The organism is Diaphorobacter sp. C33 (assembly GCF_030503915.1).
GTDB classification, from domain to species: Bacteria; Pseudomonadota; Gammaproteobacteria; order Burkholderiales; family Burkholderiaceae_C; genus Diaphorobacter; species Diaphorobacter nitroreducens.
In genome coordinates this window covers 163397-177206 of the sequence record NZ_CP129980.1, presented here as the reverse complement: position 1 = coordinate 177206, position 13810 = coordinate 163397, and the positions used below count along the sequence as shown (strand labels likewise).

Here is a 13810-nt window from a genome sequence, read left to right as displayed (position 1 = left end):
TCAGCCCGGAACCTTCTTGAGCATTTCCAGGCCGACCTTGCCAGCGGCGATTTCGCGCAGTGCCGTCACGGCTGGCTTGTTGCGGCTCTCGATCTTGGGGGCGTGGCCCTGGCTGAGCATGCGGGCACGGTAGGTGGCGGCGAGCACCAGTTGAAAACGGTTGGGAATCTGCTCGAGGCAGTCTTCCACGGTAATGCGGGCCATGGTGTTCTCCAGGGATCAGGGAATATTGAGCGACTCGAAGGTTTCGGCCCGGGCGCGGCGCTGGGCGGCGTACTTGAGACGCTGGGCATGAACGATGGTTTTCAGGTCGAAAAGCGCTCGCTCAAAGACCTCATTGATTATAACGAAGTCGAATTTGCTGGCCTGCGCCATTTCCTCTGCCGCGTTCTCCAGGCGCAGGTCGATCACGTCAGGCGCATCTTCGCCCCGGCGTTCCAGCCGGGCGCGCAACTCGTCCCAGCTGGGCGGCAGCACAAAGACCAGCACGGCGTTCGCGAAGGCCTGCTTGATCTGCAGCGCGCCCTGAAAGTCGATTTCCAAGACCACGTCCGCCCCCTGGGCCACGCGCTCCTCGATCACCTTGCGGGAGGTTCCATAACGGCGTCCATGGACGTTCGCCCACTCGACGAAGCCGTTAGCCGCCACCATCGCGTCGAACTCCTGCTCGGAAGCGAAGAAGTACTCGCGGCCGTGCTTTTCCTGCCCGCGCGGCGCGCGGGTCGTGTGCGACACGGAGGGCTGCACATGCGAGTCCAGCTCCAGCAGGGCCTTGACCAAGCTGGATTTACCCGCCCCGCTGGGGGCAGAGACTACAAACAAATTTCCGGGATAGTCCATATGGAGTGTGCGTGAGCCGCTATCAAAACAGGATTATCACTCGATGTTCTGCACTTGCTCGCGCATCTGCTCGATCAGCACCTTCATGTCCACGCTGATGCGCGTGAGGTCCATGGCAGCCGACTTGGAGCCCAGCGTGTTGGCTTCACGGTGCAGTTCCTGGATCAGAAAATCCAGCCGCTTGCCGACCTCGCCGCCTTTTTTGAGCAGGCGGGCAATCTCGTCCAGGTGCGACTGCAGCCGCGTGACTTCCTCCGCGACGTCGATGCGGATGGCAAAGGCCGTGGCCTCGGTCAGGGCGCGGTCCTGGGCCGCTTCGGGCACCACCGCGCCTTCGGCCAGCGACATGGCCTCCTTCCAGCGCTCCATGAAGCGCTGGCGCTGCTGCTCCACAAGCTGCGGAACCAGCGGCACCGCCTGGCGGGCCAGCTCGCGCAACTGCGCGATGCGCTCCTGCAGCATGGCGGCCAGGCGTTCGCCCTCGCGTTGGCGCGCGGCCACCAGGTCGTCCAGCGCCTGCTCGGCCGCGCGCGCTGCCGTTTCGCTCCAGTCCAGCGCGGGAGCGCCGGCATTGGCGCACAAACGCAGCGCGTCGGCCACCGACAGCGGCCTGGCGTCGGGCAGCCACGAACGCACCGCATCCTGCACCGCGCCCACCCGTTGCAAGATGCGCGGGGATGGCTCGGCGAGCGCGGCGGAGTCGTCGTTGTCCACGAAAGCGCGCACCTCGACCTTGCCGCGCTTGAGGCGCTGCGTGAGCAGGGCGCGCAGCGCCGGCTCCTGGGCGCGCAGTTCATCGGACAGGCGGAAAGACAGGTCCAGAAAGCGGCTGTTGACCGCACGTATTTCCAGGCCCAGGCGCCGTACGGGCCCGTCCTTGTCGTCCCCTGCAGTAGCCACGCCGCGCTGCACGCTGGCGTATCCGGTCATGCTGTAAACTGCCATTGGACTTTTCGGTGGTTGGTTGCTTGCGATCCAGCGATTATCCGGGTTCCCCACCCGCGCCCACGACTGCCTTCGCTTCCTATGTCAAAAATCAAGCCGGCCCCCCTGCCCCCCGATACCGCCATTGGCGGCTACCGCGTGGTGCGACGGCTGTCCTCCGGTGGTTTTGGCGTGGTGTACCTCGCCATTGACGCCGAAGGCCAGCAAGTGGCCATCAAGGAATACCTCCCCGCTTCTCTGGCTACGCGTGCACCGGGCGAACTGCTGCCCAAGGTGCCGCCCGAGAAGCTCTCGCTCTACCGTCTGGGCCTCAAGAGCTTCTTCGAGGAAGGCCGTGCGCTCGCGCAGATCTCGCACGCCTCCGTGGTGAGCGTGCTCAACTTCTTCCGCGAGAACGAGACCGTCTACATGGTGATGAACTACCTGGAGGGCGCGACCCTGCAGGACTTCATCATCACCGCACGCGACCTCAAGACGCAGAAGGTGTTCCGCGAGTCCACCATCCGCTCGCTGTTCGATGAGGTGCTGCGCGGCCTGCGCATCGTGCACCAGCACAAGATGCTGCACCTGGACATCAAGCCCGCCAACATCTTCATCACCGACGACAACCGCGCGGTGATGATCGACTTCGGCGCCGCGCGCGAGGTACTCTCCAAAGAGGGCAACTTCATCCGCCCGATGTACACCCCCGGCTTTGCTGCGCCCGAGATGTACCGCCGCGACTCGCAGATGGGCCCCTGGACGGACATCTACGCCGTTGGCGCCTGCATCTATGCGTGCATGCAGGGATTTCCGCCCAACGAGGCGCCGCAGCGCCAGGAGAAGGACCGCCTGTCGCTGGCGCTGAACAAGCTGCGCGGCGTGTATTCGGACAACCTGATCGAGGTGGTCGAATGGTGCATGGCGCTCGATCCGCTGTCGCGCCCGCAATCGGTGTTCGCGCTGCAAAAGGAGCTCAGCCGCGAGGGCGAGCGCCGCTATACCAAGCTGTCGGTGGCCGAGAAGATGCGCATGCAGCTCGACACCCTGGTGTCGGACACCAAGAAAAACGTGCAAAAGGTGGGCGAAGCCACCGGTCTGGGAGCGCGGCCTAAATGAAGTTCTCTGTCTTTCAGATCAGCCGCCGCGGCGGGCGCGAGAAAAACGAAGACCGCATGGGGTACTGCTACACGCGCGAGTCGGTGCTGTTCGTGCTGGCTGACGGCATGGGCGGCCACCCGGAGGGCGAGATCGCCGCGCAGATCGCCATCCAGACGGTCTCCGCGATGTTCCAGCGCCAGGCCAAGCCCACGCTGAAGGACGTGCAGGAGTTCCTCTCCACCGCACTGCTGGGCGCGCACCACCAGATCCTGCGCTATGGCACCACCAAGGACATGCTCGACACGCCGCGCACCACGCTGGTGATCGCCGTGGTGCAAGACGGGCGCGCCAGCTGGATCCACTGCGGCGATTCGCGCCTGTACCTCGTGCGCGGGGGCGAACTGCTCATGCGCACGCGTGACCACTCCTACCTGGAGTTGCGCAACGCCGCCATCGCCGGGCTGGAGCGCGTGAACCGCAACGTGCTGTTCACCTGCCTGGGCTCTCCCACCAAGCCGCTGTACGACGTGGCCGGCCCCGTGCTGCTGGAGCAGGGTGACCGCATCCTGCTGTGCTCCGACGGCCTGTGGGGCGCGCTGGACGACGAGACCATCGCACGCCAGCTGGGCCGCCAGACCGTCTCCAACGCCGTGCCCGACCTGGTCGAGGACGCCCTGCGCAAGGCCGGGGACGGCAGCGACAACGTGACCGTGGTGGCCATGGAGTGGGAAACCCCCGACACATTCGAGTCCACCCAGGGCATTTCCACCGACAGCATCAGTGACGACGTGTTCGCCTCCACCATTCAGGCTGGCCCGCTGGAGAGCTTTGCGGACGACCTGGACGACGAGACCATCGAACGCTCGATCGCCGAAATCAACGAAGCCATCCGGCGCTCTGCCGCGCGCAAGCTGTAGGCCGCGGCCCGGGCGCACCGCCTCCTCCGCTCTCCGCCAGGAGCGCGGGGAGCCCCTTCTTTGACCTGGACCTGCCATGACCACCACCCCCTTTGCTCGCAGCGGCGGCCGCGCCCTGGACCAGCTGCGCCCCATCCGCATCACGCGCCACTACACCATGCATGCCGAGGGCGCGGTACTCATCGAGTTCGGCAACACGCGCGTCCTGTGCACCGCGTCGGTCGAGGAAAAGGTGCCGCCGCACAAACGCGGCAGCGGCGAAGGCTGGGTGACGGCGGAGTACGGCATGCTGCCCCGCTCCACCCACACCCGCAGCGACCGCGAGGCCGCGCGCGGCAAGCAAAGCGGACGCACACAGGAGATCCAGCGCCTCATCGGCCGCAGCCTGCGGGCAGTCTTTGATCTCAAAGCCTTGGGTGAGCGCACGATCCAGATCGACTGCGACGTGATCCAGGCCGACGGCGGCACACGCACCGCCGCGATCACGGGCGCCTGGGTGGCGGCGCAAGACGCGGTCAACACCCTGCTGGCTGCGGGCAAGATCAGCGCATCGCCGCTCACCGGTGCGGTGGCCGCCGTGTCCGTGGGCATCGTGCAGGGCCAACCGCTGCTGGACTTGGAATATGTGGAGGACGTGGCCTGCGACACCGACATGAACGTGGTGATGACCGGCGCCGGCCACTATGTGGAGGTACAAGGCACGGCCGAGGGCGCGGCCTTTTCGCGCCAGGAAATGGACCAACTGCTGGCGCTGGCCGAGAAGGGCATTGCCGAGCTGGTCGCCCTGCAACGGCAGTCGCTACGCAATTGATAGCTGTTTGCGCTTGACTGATATGCGCTAAAGATCTTTTTGACCATGAAACTCGTACTCGCCTCCAACAACCGCGGCAAGCTCGCCGAACTGCAGGCCATGCTGGCCCCGCTGGGCGTGCAGTTCATCCCCCAGGCCGAACTGGGCGTGGGCGAGGCCGAGGAGCCGTTCCACACCTTCGTCGAGAACGCACTGGCCAAGGCCCGCTTTGCCAGCGCCCACACCGGCCTGCCCGCGCTGGCGGACGACGCCGGCCTGTGCGTGCAGGCCTTTGGCGGTCAGCCCGGCGTGCAGACGGCCTACTACGCCACGCAGTTCGGCTACGACAAGGGCGACGCCAACAACGTGCGCGCGCTGCTGGAGCAGATGCAGGGCATCGACGACCGCGGCGCCGCGATGGTCAGCACGCTGGTGGCCGTGCGCAGCCCGCAGGACCCCGAGCCACTGATCGCCGTGGGCCGCGTGGCCGGCGAGATTGCACGCGCGCCGCGCGGCACGGGCGGCTTCGGCTTTGACCCGGTGATGGTGCTGCCCGCCTTCGGCAAGACCTTTGCCGAACTGCCGCCCGAGGTGAAGAACGCCCACAGCCACCGCGGCCGCTCGTCGCGCCAGATGCTGGAGCTGATGCGCGAGCATTGGTTTGCCGCAACCTCAGAAGGGTGAGCGGCTAGCGCTTGCCAGATAAGGGTTTCAATGTCTTTTGATACTGAAACGGTTGTCAGGCTAGCGCCAGCAGCTATGGTTTTTAGACTCGTATGACCATCCCCATCCTCCCTGCCGCGCAGTCCGGCGCGCCGCTGCGCGACGTGCAGCACTACATGCGCCCCGGCCTGCTGCAGCTGTCCAGCCTGCCGCCGCTGTCGCTGTACGTGCACCTGCCGTGGTGCCTGCGCAAATGCCCGTACTGCGACTTCAACTCGCACGAGGCGCGCGGCGGCGTGGGCGGCGATGGCAGCGTGCCCGAAGCGCGCTACATCGACGCCCTGCTGGCCGACCTGGAGGCCGCCCTGCCGCTGATCTGGGGCCGCACGGTGCACAGCATCTTCATCGGCGGCGGAACGCCCAGCCTGTTTGCGCCCGAGTCCATCGACCGGCTGCTGGGCGACATCCGCGCGCGCCTGCGGTTGGACGCGGGCTGCGAGATCACGCTGGAGGCCAACCCCGGCACGTTCGAGAAGGAGCGCTTTCGCGCCTACCGCGGCGCGGGGGTCACGCGGCTGTCCATCGGCGTGCAAAGCTTCAACGACCGGCACCTGCAGGCGCTGGGTCGCGTGCACAACCGCGCACAGGCGCTGGCCGCGGTGGAAGAGGCCGCACAGGCCTTCGACACCTTCAACCTCGACATCATGTACGCCCTGCCCGGCCAGACGCCGGCCGAGCTGGACGAGGACATGCGCACCGCGCTCGCGCTGCAGCCGCCGCACATCTCCATCTACCACCTGACCATCGAGCCCAACACCTACTTCGCCAAGTACCCCCCACCGCTGCCCGAGGACGATGCAGCCTATGCCATGCTCGACCGCATCACCGAACTGACGGGCGCGGCAGGCCTCGCACGCTACGAGGTATCGGCCTATGCACGCGAGGGCCACCAATGCGTGCACAACCGCAACTATTGGCAGTTTGGCGACTATCTGGGCATTGGCGCGGGCGCTCACAGCAAGCTCAGCTTTGCGCACCGGGTGGTGCGCCAAGTGCGCCTGCGCGATCCGCAGCTCTACATGGCCGGAGCACTCGCAGGGCGCGCCATCGCGCAAGACGACGACGTGCGCCGCGCGGACCTGCCGTTCGAGTTCATGCTCAATGCGCTAAGGCTGCAGGAGGGTTTTGCGCTGCAGGACTTCACCGCCCGTACGGGCCTGGCGATCACGGCCATAGCCGCTGGCCTGCAGCAGGCCGAGGCGCAGGGCCTGATCACGCGCGACATGGAGCGCGTGCGTCCCACGCAGCGGGGCTTTGACTTTCTAAGCGACCTGCAGGCGCTCTTCCTGGCGGACTGAGCGGGCGCCGAAAGCACACCGACGAAGCGTGCCCGGTCACAGCCGCGCACACTTCATCAGCGCCACATTCCTGCGGCTGATCAGCCGCAGCGCACGGCAATGATCTTGCCGCTGGCGTCCACCTCCAGGTTGAGGCGTTGGCCATCGAACTCCTTGGTGATCATCTGGCCCGGGCGCAGTACGCGCGCCAAGCGCGCGCCGGAGCGCACGCGCGCGTCCTCCACCACCTTGGCCGTGGCATTTTTACCCACCGCCGCCTGCGCGCCCTGGGCGTTGCATTCACCGCCCACCGGGGCCGTGCTGGCGCCAATGGGCGCGGGCGCCGGGCTGCTGCCCGGTCCGATCGACGAACAACCTGCCATCATCAGCCCCACCACGGCCACGGCGCCGCCTGCCTTTAAGAAATAACGCATGCCTGTTGCCTCCTGCTCCGAAAAATGCAGCACCATACCGCAGCCGCGGTGCACGGGCCGTCACCATCGGTAACCTGGCGGCGACGGGGCTAGCCCTCGCGGTGCTTTTGCACGCTCAAGCTGCCGTCGGCTTCCAGGAAGAGGTAGCGCATGTCCTTCCTGTCGCAGTCGGCCTCGCGCAAGGCCCGCTCCACGTCGTTCTCCGATACGCGATGCCGCTTGCGCACCGTGTCAAAGACATGCCCATTGCGCCCCAGCAGGATCGCCTCGCCCTCCAGCAGTTTCTCTGCCATGCGAAAGCGGGCCGTGAGTATCCCCACCAGGATGTTCAATCCGATCAGCACCAGGCAGACGATGAGACCGCCCCACAGCGACTGGTCCTTGCCCGTCATGGACGGGCCCGCGGCCTCGCTGACCAGCATCACCACCAGCAGGTCGAACGGCGTGAATTGCCCGACGGTGCGCTTGCCGCTGACGCGCATGAGCGCCAGCAGCAGGCCGTAGACCATGGCGGCGCGCAGCACCAGCTCCGCGGCGGGTAAGTCCAGGTTGAGCATGGCGGTCGCTCCGGTCAGTCAGCGTGCAGCCGCCCGTACCGCAGGCCTTACGGCGCACTTGAACACCTCATGCAATTGCCGCAGGGCCTCCGTTTTGCGGTGCTCCGATTCCGCGGCGGTGCAATCCGACGGCACCCACACCTTGTAGCCCAGCATGCGCGCATCGGTGGCCGTCAGCATCACGCACATGTCGGCGGCCAGGCCCACGATGATCAGCTGCTCGGTCTGCATCTTGTCAAGCAAATGCTGCAAGGGAGTCGAATGGAACGCCGAATGCTGTGGCTTGAGGATCACCAGATCCTGCGGCGCGGGCGCAAGCAGGCAGGCCATCTCGCCGCGCGCCCCCGGCAGCGCGCGGCAGGCCGTGAGAATGTCACGGAAGTCGCTGTGCCACGTGCCGTAGTTGTCGTTGGCATAGATCGCCGTGACCCCGCGCCGCGCCAGGCGTGCCTTCAACCGCGCAATGGCGTTCGCGGCGCGTACCGCTCCTGGCAGCAGGTCTGCTGCTGTAGGGAAATTCAGCGGATTGATCACATCCACCAACAGCAGCACGTGTTTGCTGCGCGGCAGCGGCGTGCGGCGCAATGCGGCGGGGCGCGCCACGCAGCCTCCTCAAAGCATCGCGTCGCGTTGCTGCTCCGCGCGCGACGCGCCAATGGCCGTCTCTACCTGTTTGACCTCTTCCGGCGGAGGCAGCACCGCCGGCATGCCCAGGCTTGCAATCCACAGCTCGCGGCACCAGCCCTTGGTGTGGTACAGGTGGTGGTCCTCGTCTTTCTCCACGCGCTCGTGGGCATCTTTCAGGGCGCGACCGACATCCCCGGTCGCCACCTCTGCCACCTTGCCCAGCAGCTCCCAGTTGGCGTGGTCCTTGGTCTCGGCATGCACCACGCATTCACAGGCGACCAACTGGGCCTGCGCAGGATTGCCGGCCTGCCGGGCCAACTCGATTGCCTTGACCAGCGAATCGCCGATGTGCTTGACCACCAGGCGCGAAGGCGCCACCTCTTCGGGGTCGATTCCCAGGTTTTCGCAGGTTGTGCGTACCACGTTCTGGTGCGACAGCGTCTCGTCGAGGTAGCCCTCCCATTCCTTCTTGAGGTCTTCATTGGTCGCGCAGTCAATCGCCGCGCGGTACACCTGCTCACCACCCAGCTCGGTTTCCATCATCTGCAACAGCAGATCCTTGAGCTGGGCTTCGTCATAACGTGGCTTGGGCATAGGTCTTCTCCAGGTTGTGGGGTTGGAATGCAAGAGAAGCCCATGGTGTGAGGCGGACCGGTCCCGCGCCGTAGGCAACGGCCTATTTGCGCGTAATGCAATTTCCGAACAAAGCAGTCGCGCAGCCGACCGCTGTCGCGTTGATCGCAGACGAAAAGACAGGACCCCGCTATCAACAAGATAGCGGGTCTGCTGAAGTACCGTTCTCTTGGGCCATCCAAGGCGGCCAAGCTTGGACGATCGCACTGGCCCGGAGCACGAGAAGTACATGGCGCACCATTGCGCAGAAGAGTTCAAAAGCGAAGCCAGAGGTTGGCAAGAAGCGCAAGGAGCGCGCAACGGAAATAGAACCTACTCAGCCGCACGCGTCCCGCGACACTTCGGATACGTTGAGCAGCCCCAGAAAACGCTGCCAGCATTGGCACCCTGGCGGGCAGTGCGCAGTTGCATGGCCGCCCCACAACGCGGACAGTCTGGTCGAGGGGCGTCTTGGGCAGGGGTTACCGGCTCGGTGGTGCAGACTCTAGCTTGGGTCCGTGGGGTGTCCATCTCGTTCGCAGATTCGCGTTGCTGATTGGCTAACTGCCCCTGTGCCTGTCTTGCACGTTGAACCATCGCGAAGAGTTGGGGACCGTCAATCAGCTGAATGTTGCGCCCTTGCGCGAACTCTTTGGCATCCTCGGTGAAGCGTCCCGATGTGGCAACGAAGCCTCCCGTCGCCCCCTTGGCCGCCATGACGCCATACAGTTCGCGCACAGTGGTCACTCCCACCTGGTATGCCTTCCACTGTTTGCACTGCACGAAGAACTTCTCGCCGCCTTTGGTAAGCACCAGATCAACGCCACCATCTGGCCCGTCGCCCCCTAGCTCTGTAACGCGGTACCCCTGCAGGCGGTAGGCCTCGCCGACCAGCAGTTCGAATTCCCGCCAGCTCATGCCGTCCAGGGCGGCGGCATTGGGCGCTTGTGCAACGTCCGCGAGCAACGATTGGCGCTGCTTTCTTCGCAAGGCAGAAAGGCCCGCTGCAGCAAGGCAAAGTAGCGGAACGATGTATTGACCGGCCGTTGCCATGCCGTGGATCACGGCTTTCTGCATCATTGCGCTCACCATCGCGCCACCCTGGCCCTGGAGATCAGAGGCCTGGATGGGCGCCGCCAAGCGGTGCAGCAAGAGATAACTCACCGCGGCCAGCATCACGCACGCCCACCAGGGAAGCATTGCAAGCAGGTCGAGGACATCCTCCAATGGACTGGTTTTCTTACGTCTCGCCATGGCTCCCTCCCATCGTTTGTATGGTGTGTGCCGCCATTTTGCGCAGAGCAGCGGAGACACTAATATCGGCAGCTCCGTGGCGATGGCGGATCGTTACCTCCGCTGGCCCTGTGACGCTCCTGCGCCAAGCCGTCGCGCCATGCGCGTGGCACTCACTCTCCTGCGCGAGAACGAGCTTTGAAAAGGTGGATGGTTTCGCCGCGTGCGAGCATATCAACCAACTGGGCGATTCGTCTGGCGCGCGTTTCTGCTTTCACGGCTGTCTGGATACGCCACAGTACCGCGTAACGATTGGCCGCATTGATCGTTGCAAAGAAGGCTTTGGCCTTTGCGTCAATTTCCAACGCGGCCAACAGATCCTCGGGTACGGTAGACGTACGAGCGCTGTCATAAGCCCGTGCCCAGCGCCCATCGGCCTTGGCCGCTTCGATCTGGGCGTAGCCAGGCGCCTGCATGCGGCCCGCCACTATGAGTGCCTCGACCTTGTCGACGTTGACTTTCGACCAGATGCTGCGCGCGCGCCGCGGCGTGAAACGCTGGAGGTAGTGCTGATCGTCGAGAGCTTTTTTCTGACCGTCGATCCAGCCCCAACAGAGTGCGATTTCCACCGCCTGGGGGTAGGTAACGCTGGGTTCTTGAGCGCCCTTTTTCGCAATCTTGAGCCAGAGACCGCCCGAAGCGGCATGGTTCTTCCTCAACCATGCATCGAAAGCCTTGGCGCTCTTGAACGAGGCCGGGGCAGATTCGAGTTGAATGCTGGATCTGGCGACAGTCATCGACCAGAGTGTGCCCCAAGAGCGCCGCTTGTCGTTATGTCCAGAGAAGCTGTGAGCTGCAGGCCGTGCCGCCGCACCCGTTGGCTGCCAGATGGCGCAATCCCCTGGCGCAGTCTAACGCCCCTCCTCTCAGCGCCGATGCGGATACGCCCCGGACAGCGGAGCATGCGTCTTCATCAGTTCAACCATCCAATCCATGAACACCCGCAGCCGAGCGCCCATATGACGGTTTGGAGGAAACGCGATATACAGCGGCATCGGCGCAATGGACCAGTCCTCAAACAGCGGCGCCAGTTCGCCCCGCGCCAGATGAGGCGCTGCCATGTACTGAGGCAACCAGAGCGCCCCCAGACCGGCAACGCCTGCCGCCAGGTAGGCATTGCCATCGTCGGTGGCAATCGCGTAACGGCCCATCACGCGCACTTGTTCGTCGCCGCGGTGCAATACGCAGGATAAGACGCGTCCGGTGCTTGATCCCAGAAAGCCCACGATGTGGTGCGGTGCGGCCTCCAGGTTCTTGGGGTGCAAGGGCATTCCGGCATTCGCCAAGTATGTAGGTGCCGCATACAGCCCCATGGAAAGATCGCCTACATGCCTTGCCACAAGCGAGGCGTCGCCCGGCTCACCTCCCCGCACCACGCAATCGACGTTTTCATCGATCAGATCGACCACTCGGTCACTTACACCCATGTGCAGCTGGATGTCCGGATAGCGCGCATGGAATGCAGCAAAAGCCGGAACAAGGACCATGTGTGCCAGAGGGCTGGGCACGTCCACCCGCAGGCGGCCTTGAGGCGCGCTTGAGGCACTGGTCAGACTGGTCTCCGCATCATCCAGGTCACCCAACAGACGCACGACACGCTCGTAATAGGCGGCACCTTCGGCTGTCACGTTCACTTTGCGGGTGGTGCGGTTCAAAAGCCTGACCCGTAAACGCGCTTCCAACTGCTGCACAAGCTGAGTTACCGTAGTTTTGCTCATGTGCAGCGTTTGAGCGGCCTGGGTAAAGCTGCGTGTCTCTACCACGCGAGCAAAGGCCACCATAGCGTCGAAACGATCCATAGAGGTCAGGAGATTGTCCAGATTCTGCAAACAGTCTTGATGATACTTTCCTGTTTATCCAAACAGATACAGTGCCTACAGTGGGTTCTTTTATCCAATGAAAGATGTCCCATGCCTCCACGCGACGTTGTCTTCCCGCCAGGCCGCCAAGCTCTTTACGAGAAGAACCGCTACTCACCAGCGATCCGGTCCAACGGCTTTCTATTCGTCTCGGGCCAAGTGGGCAGCCGTGCAGATGGCACGCCAGAGCCCGATCTGGAATCTCAAGTCCGCCTCGCCTTCACTCACCTGAACGCTGTGCTGGAGGCAGCCGGGTGCAGCTTTGACGACGTAGTCGACGTGACGGTGTTCGTAGTGGACCCCGAGAAGAATTTCGAGCGCATTTGGCAGATCGTGCCGGACTATTGGGGCAATGCCCCCTATCCCACGCTGACCGGTATCGGCGTAACCTGGCTTTACGGCTTCCAGTTCGAAATCAAGGTAATCGCAAAGCTTTCAAGCTAAACACTGAGTCCTTGGGGAAAGGCTTGCCCTTGGAGTCCTTGCGATCCAGGCCAGAGAGTCGGTCGTCGCGGTACTTGGCGATCAGTTCCGGTGTCAGCGCAGCCAGCGAATACTCGCCAGCATCGAGCTTCGGGGAAAAATCCAGCGACCAGAGGTCGATCGACAGCGATGGGTGAACTGACGGCAAGCCACCCAAAACCATTGCCTGACGGCTACATGAACCCCAAAAGAAAAAGTCCCGCTACCGTACTGATAGCAGGCTTTCCTTTATCTACTTGGTAGGGCGTGTTGGACTTGAACCAACGACCAAAGGATTATGAGTCCTCTGCTCTAACCAACTGAGCTAACGCCCCAAGGGGTGCGCTGCCCTGCCTCGTAGGCGGCGCAGCGGCGCGTATTGTAGGGGCTACTTCCGGTGGCTCAGGGCGTTGGAGACCAGCTTGGAGGTGATGTCCACGATCTGGATCATGCGGTCATAGGGCATGCGCGTGGGGCCGATCACGCCCAGGGTGCCCACCACCTGACCGTCGACCTCATAGGGTGCACTCACCACGGACAGCTCTTCAAATGGCACCACCTGGCTCTCTCCACCAATGAAGATGCGCACCCCTTCTGCACGGCTGGAAATGTCCAGCAGGCGCAGGATCTGGGTCTTTTGCTCGAACAGGTCGAACGCACGGCGCAAGTGGCTCATGTCGCTGGAAAAATCGCTCACGGACAGCAGGTTGCGCTCGCCCGAGAACACCACCTCGTCCTGCGACCCGGACATGGCCTCCGAGCCCACGCTCACCGCGGCCTGCATCAGCGCCGCGATTTCCCCGCGCAGCTTGTCCACCTCCAGCTTCAGGCGCTCGCGCACCTGCTCCATGGTGAGGCCCGCGTAGTTGGCGTTGAGGAAGTTGGCGGCCTCCACCAGTTGCGACTGGGAGTAATCGACCTCGGTAAAGATCACGCGGTTCTGCACATCACCGTCGGGCGAGACGATGATCACCAAAAAGCGCTTCTCGGACAGCCGCAGGAATTCGATGTGGCGAAACACCGAGGCGCGCCGCGGCGCCATCACCACCCCCACGAACTGCGACAGGCTCGACAACAGGTGGGCGGCGTTGGCGATCACCTTCTGCGGCTGCTCGGGCATGAGCTGGACTGTCGGCAACTGCTCCTGCTGCACGGTGAGCATGGTGTCGACGAACAGGCGATAGCCCTTGGCGGTGGGCACGCGGCCCGCGGAGGTGTGGGGGCTGGCAATAAGCCCCAGGTCCTCCAGGTCTGCCATCACATTGCGTATGGTGGCGGGCGACAATTCAAGCCCTGATGCCCGCGACAAGGTTCTGGAGCCGACTGGCTGCCCCTCGGCTATGTAGCGTTCCACCAAGGCCTTGAGTAACAACTTGGAGCGGTCATCAAGCATT

18 protein-coding genes and 1 tRNA gene are annotated in these 13810 nt (G+C 64.1%); 6 read left to right on the top strand and 13 right to left on the bottom strand.

Translation table 11 applies throughout. The features are described from left to right. Genes rpoZ through QY917_RS00885 form a run of 3 tightly spaced genes read right to left on the bottom strand, consistent with a single transcriptional unit; the run spans nucleotide 1 to nucleotide 1770 of the window. Nucleotides 1–204 carry a DNA-directed RNA polymerase subunit omega gene (gene rpoZ / locus QY917_RS00895; protein WP_011804389.1) on the bottom strand — a complete coding sequence of 68 codons (204 nt, stop codon included), beginning with the start codon at nucleotides 202–204 and terminating at the stop codon, nucleotides 1–3. 15 nt (nucleotides 205–219) lie between these two features. Further along, nucleotides 220–840 carry a guanylate kinase gene (gene gmk / locus QY917_RS00890; protein ID WP_011804388.1) on the bottom strand — a complete coding sequence of 207 codons (621 nt, stop codon included), beginning with the start codon at nucleotides 838–840 and terminating at the stop codon, nucleotides 220–222. 36 nt (nucleotides 841–876) lie between these two features. Further along, the gene (locus tag QY917_RS00885; protein ID WP_041835906.1) at nucleotides 877–1770 is read right to left on the bottom strand and encodes a YicC/YloC family endoribonuclease; all 894 of its coding nucleotides are present in this window, start codon (nucleotides 1768–1770) and stop codon (nucleotides 877–879) included. A 96-nt stretch (nucleotides 1771–1866) separates the two neighbouring features. Here QY917_RS00885 and QY917_RS00880 point away from each other — a divergent pair, with 96 nt between their 5' ends. The 5 genes from QY917_RS00880 (at nucleotide 1867) to hemW (ending at nucleotide 6593) form a co-directional block, all read left to right on the top strand. Continuing rightward, entirely contained in the window at nucleotides 1867–2883 is a 1017-nt protein-coding gene (locus QY917_RS00880) for a serine/threonine-protein kinase (RefSeq protein WP_015912601.1), read from the top strand. Then, entirely contained in the window at nucleotides 2880–3782 is a 903-nt protein-coding gene (locus tag QY917_RS00875) for a PP2C family serine/threonine-protein phosphatase (RefSeq protein WP_103737356.1), read from the top strand. The genes QY917_RS00880 and QY917_RS00875 overlap by 4 nt, the downstream gene beginning before the upstream one ends. Nucleotides 3783–3858: 76 nt before the next feature. After that, a complete protein-coding gene (rph, locus tag QY917_RS00870) occupies nucleotides 3859–4593 on the top strand; it encodes a ribonuclease PH (protein WP_123675098.1) in 735 nt (244 codons plus the stop codon). A 45-nt stretch (nucleotides 4594–4638) separates the two neighbouring features. Beyond that, nucleotides 4639–5256: an RdgB/HAM1 family non-canonical purine NTP pyrophosphatase gene (rdgB, locus tag QY917_RS00865; protein ID WP_123675097.1), complete on the top strand. Its 618-nt coding sequence runs from the start codon at nucleotides 4639–4641 to the stop codon at nucleotides 5254–5256. Nucleotides 5257–5348: 92 nt separating this feature from the next. Beyond that, a complete protein-coding gene (hemW, locus tag QY917_RS00860; RefSeq protein ID WP_123675096.1) occupies nucleotides 5349–6593 on the top strand; it encodes a radical SAM family heme chaperone HemW in 1245 nt (414 codons plus the stop codon). 80 nt (nucleotides 6594–6673) lie between these two features. Here the strand turns inward: hemW and QY917_RS00855 are convergent, their stop codons facing one another. From QY917_RS00855 to QY917_RS00825, 7 genes are all read right to left on the bottom strand, one after another. Then, nucleotides 6674–7006: an I78 family peptidase inhibitor gene (locus QY917_RS00855; protein ID WP_088888594.1), complete on the bottom strand. Its 333-nt coding sequence runs from the start codon at nucleotides 7004–7006 to the stop codon at nucleotides 6674–6676. Between the two features lie 89 nt (nucleotides 7007–7095). Then, nucleotides 7096–7563, bottom strand: coding sequence for a DUF421 domain-containing protein (locus tag QY917_RS00850; protein WP_123675095.1), 468 nt, complete (start codon nucleotides 7561–7563; stop codon nucleotides 7096–7098). 18 nt (nucleotides 7564–7581) lie between these two features. Continuing rightward, entirely contained in the window at nucleotides 7582–8166 is a 585-nt protein-coding gene (locus tag QY917_RS00845; RefSeq protein ID WP_123675094.1) for an isochorismatase family cysteine hydrolase, read from the bottom strand. Between the two features lie 9 nt (nucleotides 8167–8175). Further along, on the bottom strand, nucleotides 8176–8784 hold the full coding sequence (locus QY917_RS00840) for a hypothetical protein (RefSeq protein ID WP_123675093.1): 609 nt from the start codon (nucleotides 8782–8784) through the stop codon (nucleotides 8176–8178). A gap of 351 nt (nucleotides 8785–9135) precedes the next feature. Continuing rightward, on the bottom strand, nucleotides 9136–10056 hold the full coding sequence (locus QY917_RS00835; protein WP_123675092.1) for a restriction endonuclease: 921 nt from the start codon (nucleotides 10054–10056) through the stop codon (nucleotides 9136–9138). Nucleotides 10057–10208: 152 nt separating this feature from the next. Continuing rightward, the gene (locus QY917_RS00830) at nucleotides 10209–10832 is read right to left on the bottom strand and encodes a YdeI family protein (RefSeq protein ID WP_123675091.1); all 624 of its coding nucleotides are present in this window, start codon (nucleotides 10830–10832) and stop codon (nucleotides 10209–10211) included. A gap of 129 nt (nucleotides 10833–10961) precedes the next feature. Further along, nucleotides 10962–11894, bottom strand: coding sequence for a LysR family transcriptional regulator (locus tag QY917_RS00825; protein WP_123675090.1), 933 nt, complete (start codon nucleotides 11892–11894; stop codon nucleotides 10962–10964). A 111-nt stretch (nucleotides 11895–12005) separates the two neighbouring features. Between QY917_RS00825 and QY917_RS00820 the strand changes: the two genes are divergently transcribed. Further along, on the top strand, nucleotides 12006–12398 hold the full coding sequence (locus QY917_RS00820) for a Rid family hydrolase (RefSeq protein ID WP_123675089.1): 393 nt from the start codon (nucleotides 12006–12008) through the stop codon (nucleotides 12396–12398). On the opposite strand, the gene QY917_RS00815 is transcribed toward QY917_RS00820, so the two are convergent. The 3 genes from QY917_RS00815 to hrcA all read right to left on the bottom strand — a co-directional run bounded on the left by QY917_RS00815 (nucleotide 12370) and on the right by hrcA (nucleotide 13809). Further along, nucleotides 12370–12600, bottom strand: coding sequence for a hypothetical protein (locus tag QY917_RS00815; protein ID WP_123675088.1), 231 nt, complete (start codon nucleotides 12598–12600; stop codon nucleotides 12370–12372). The genes QY917_RS00820 and QY917_RS00815 overlap by 29 nt on opposite strands. Nucleotides 12601–12674: 74 nt before the next feature. Continuing rightward, a tRNA-Ile gene (locus QY917_RS00810) sits at nucleotides 12675–12751 on the bottom strand. 53 nt (nucleotides 12752–12804) lie between these two features. After that, the gene (gene hrcA, locus QY917_RS00805; protein ID WP_088887498.1) at nucleotides 12805–13809 is read right to left on the bottom strand and encodes a heat-inducible transcriptional repressor HrcA; all 1005 of its coding nucleotides are present in this window, start codon (nucleotides 13807–13809) and stop codon (nucleotides 12805–12807) included. Between the last annotated feature and the right edge of the window lies 1 nt (nucleotide 13810).

Excerpts from the sequence above, each read along its gene's own strand:
- QY917_RS00855 (WP_088888594.1), bottom strand. The coding sequence starts at position 7,006 with ATGCGTTATTTCTTAAAGGCAGGCGGCGCCGTGGCCGTGGTGGGGCTG.
- hemW (WP_123675096.1), top strand. The coding sequence starts at position 5,349 with ATGACCATCCCCATCCTCCCTGCCGCGCAGTCCGGCGCGCCGCTGCGC.
- QY917_RS00825 (WP_123675090.1), bottom strand. The coding sequence starts at position 11,894 with ATGGATCGTTTCGACGCTATGGTGGCCTTTGCTCGCGTGGTAGAGACA.
- QY917_RS00880 (WP_015912601.1), top strand. The coding sequence starts at position 1,867 with ATGTCAAAAATCAAGCCGGCCCCCCTGCCCCCCGATACCGCCATTGGC.
- QY917_RS00835 (WP_123675092.1), bottom strand. The coding sequence starts at position 10,056 with ATGGCGAGACGTAAGAAAACCAGTCCATTGGAGGATGTCCTCGACCTG.
- QY917_RS00885 (WP_041835906.1), bottom strand. The coding sequence starts at position 1,770 with ATGACCGGATACGCCAGCGTGCAGCGCGGCGTGGCTACTGCAGGGGAC.
- QY917_RS00820 (WP_123675089.1), top strand. The coding sequence starts at position 12,006 with ATGCCTCCACGCGACGTTGTCTTCCCGCCAGGCCGCCAAGCTCTTTAC.
- QY917_RS00840 (WP_123675093.1), bottom strand. The coding sequence starts at position 8,784 with ATGCCCAAGCCACGTTATGACGAAGCCCAGCTCAAGGATCTGCTGTTG.
- hrcA (WP_088887498.1), bottom strand. The coding sequence starts at position 13,809 with ATGCTTGATGACCGCTCCAAGTTGTTACTCAAGGCCTTGGTGGAACGC.
- QY917_RS00815 (WP_123675088.1), bottom strand. The coding sequence starts at position 12,600 with ATGGTTTTGGGTGGCTTGCCGTCAGTTCACCCATCGCTGTCGATCGAC.
- gmk (WP_011804388.1), bottom strand. The coding sequence starts at position 840 with ATGGACTATCCCGGAAATTTGTTTGTAGTCTCTGCCCCCAGCGGGGCG.
- QY917_RS00850 (WP_123675095.1), bottom strand. The coding sequence starts at position 7,563 with ATGCTCAACCTGGACTTACCCGCCGCGGAGCTGGTGCTGCGCGCCGCC.
- rdgB (WP_123675097.1), top strand. The coding sequence starts at position 4,639 with ATGAAACTCGTACTCGCCTCCAACAACCGCGGCAAGCTCGCCGAACTG.
- rpoZ (WP_011804389.1), bottom strand. The coding sequence starts at position 204 with ATGGCCCGCATTACCGTGGAAGACTGCCTCGAGCAGATTCCCAACCGT.
- QY917_RS00875 (WP_103737356.1), top strand. The coding sequence starts at position 2,880 with ATGAAGTTCTCTGTCTTTCAGATCAGCCGCCGCGGCGGGCGCGAGAAA.
- QY917_RS00830 (WP_123675091.1), bottom strand. The coding sequence starts at position 10,832 with ATGACTGTCGCCAGATCCAGCATTCAACTCGAATCTGCCCCGGCCTCG.
- rph (WP_123675098.1), top strand. The coding sequence starts at position 3,859 with ATGACCACCACCCCCTTTGCTCGCAGCGGCGGCCGCGCCCTGGACCAG.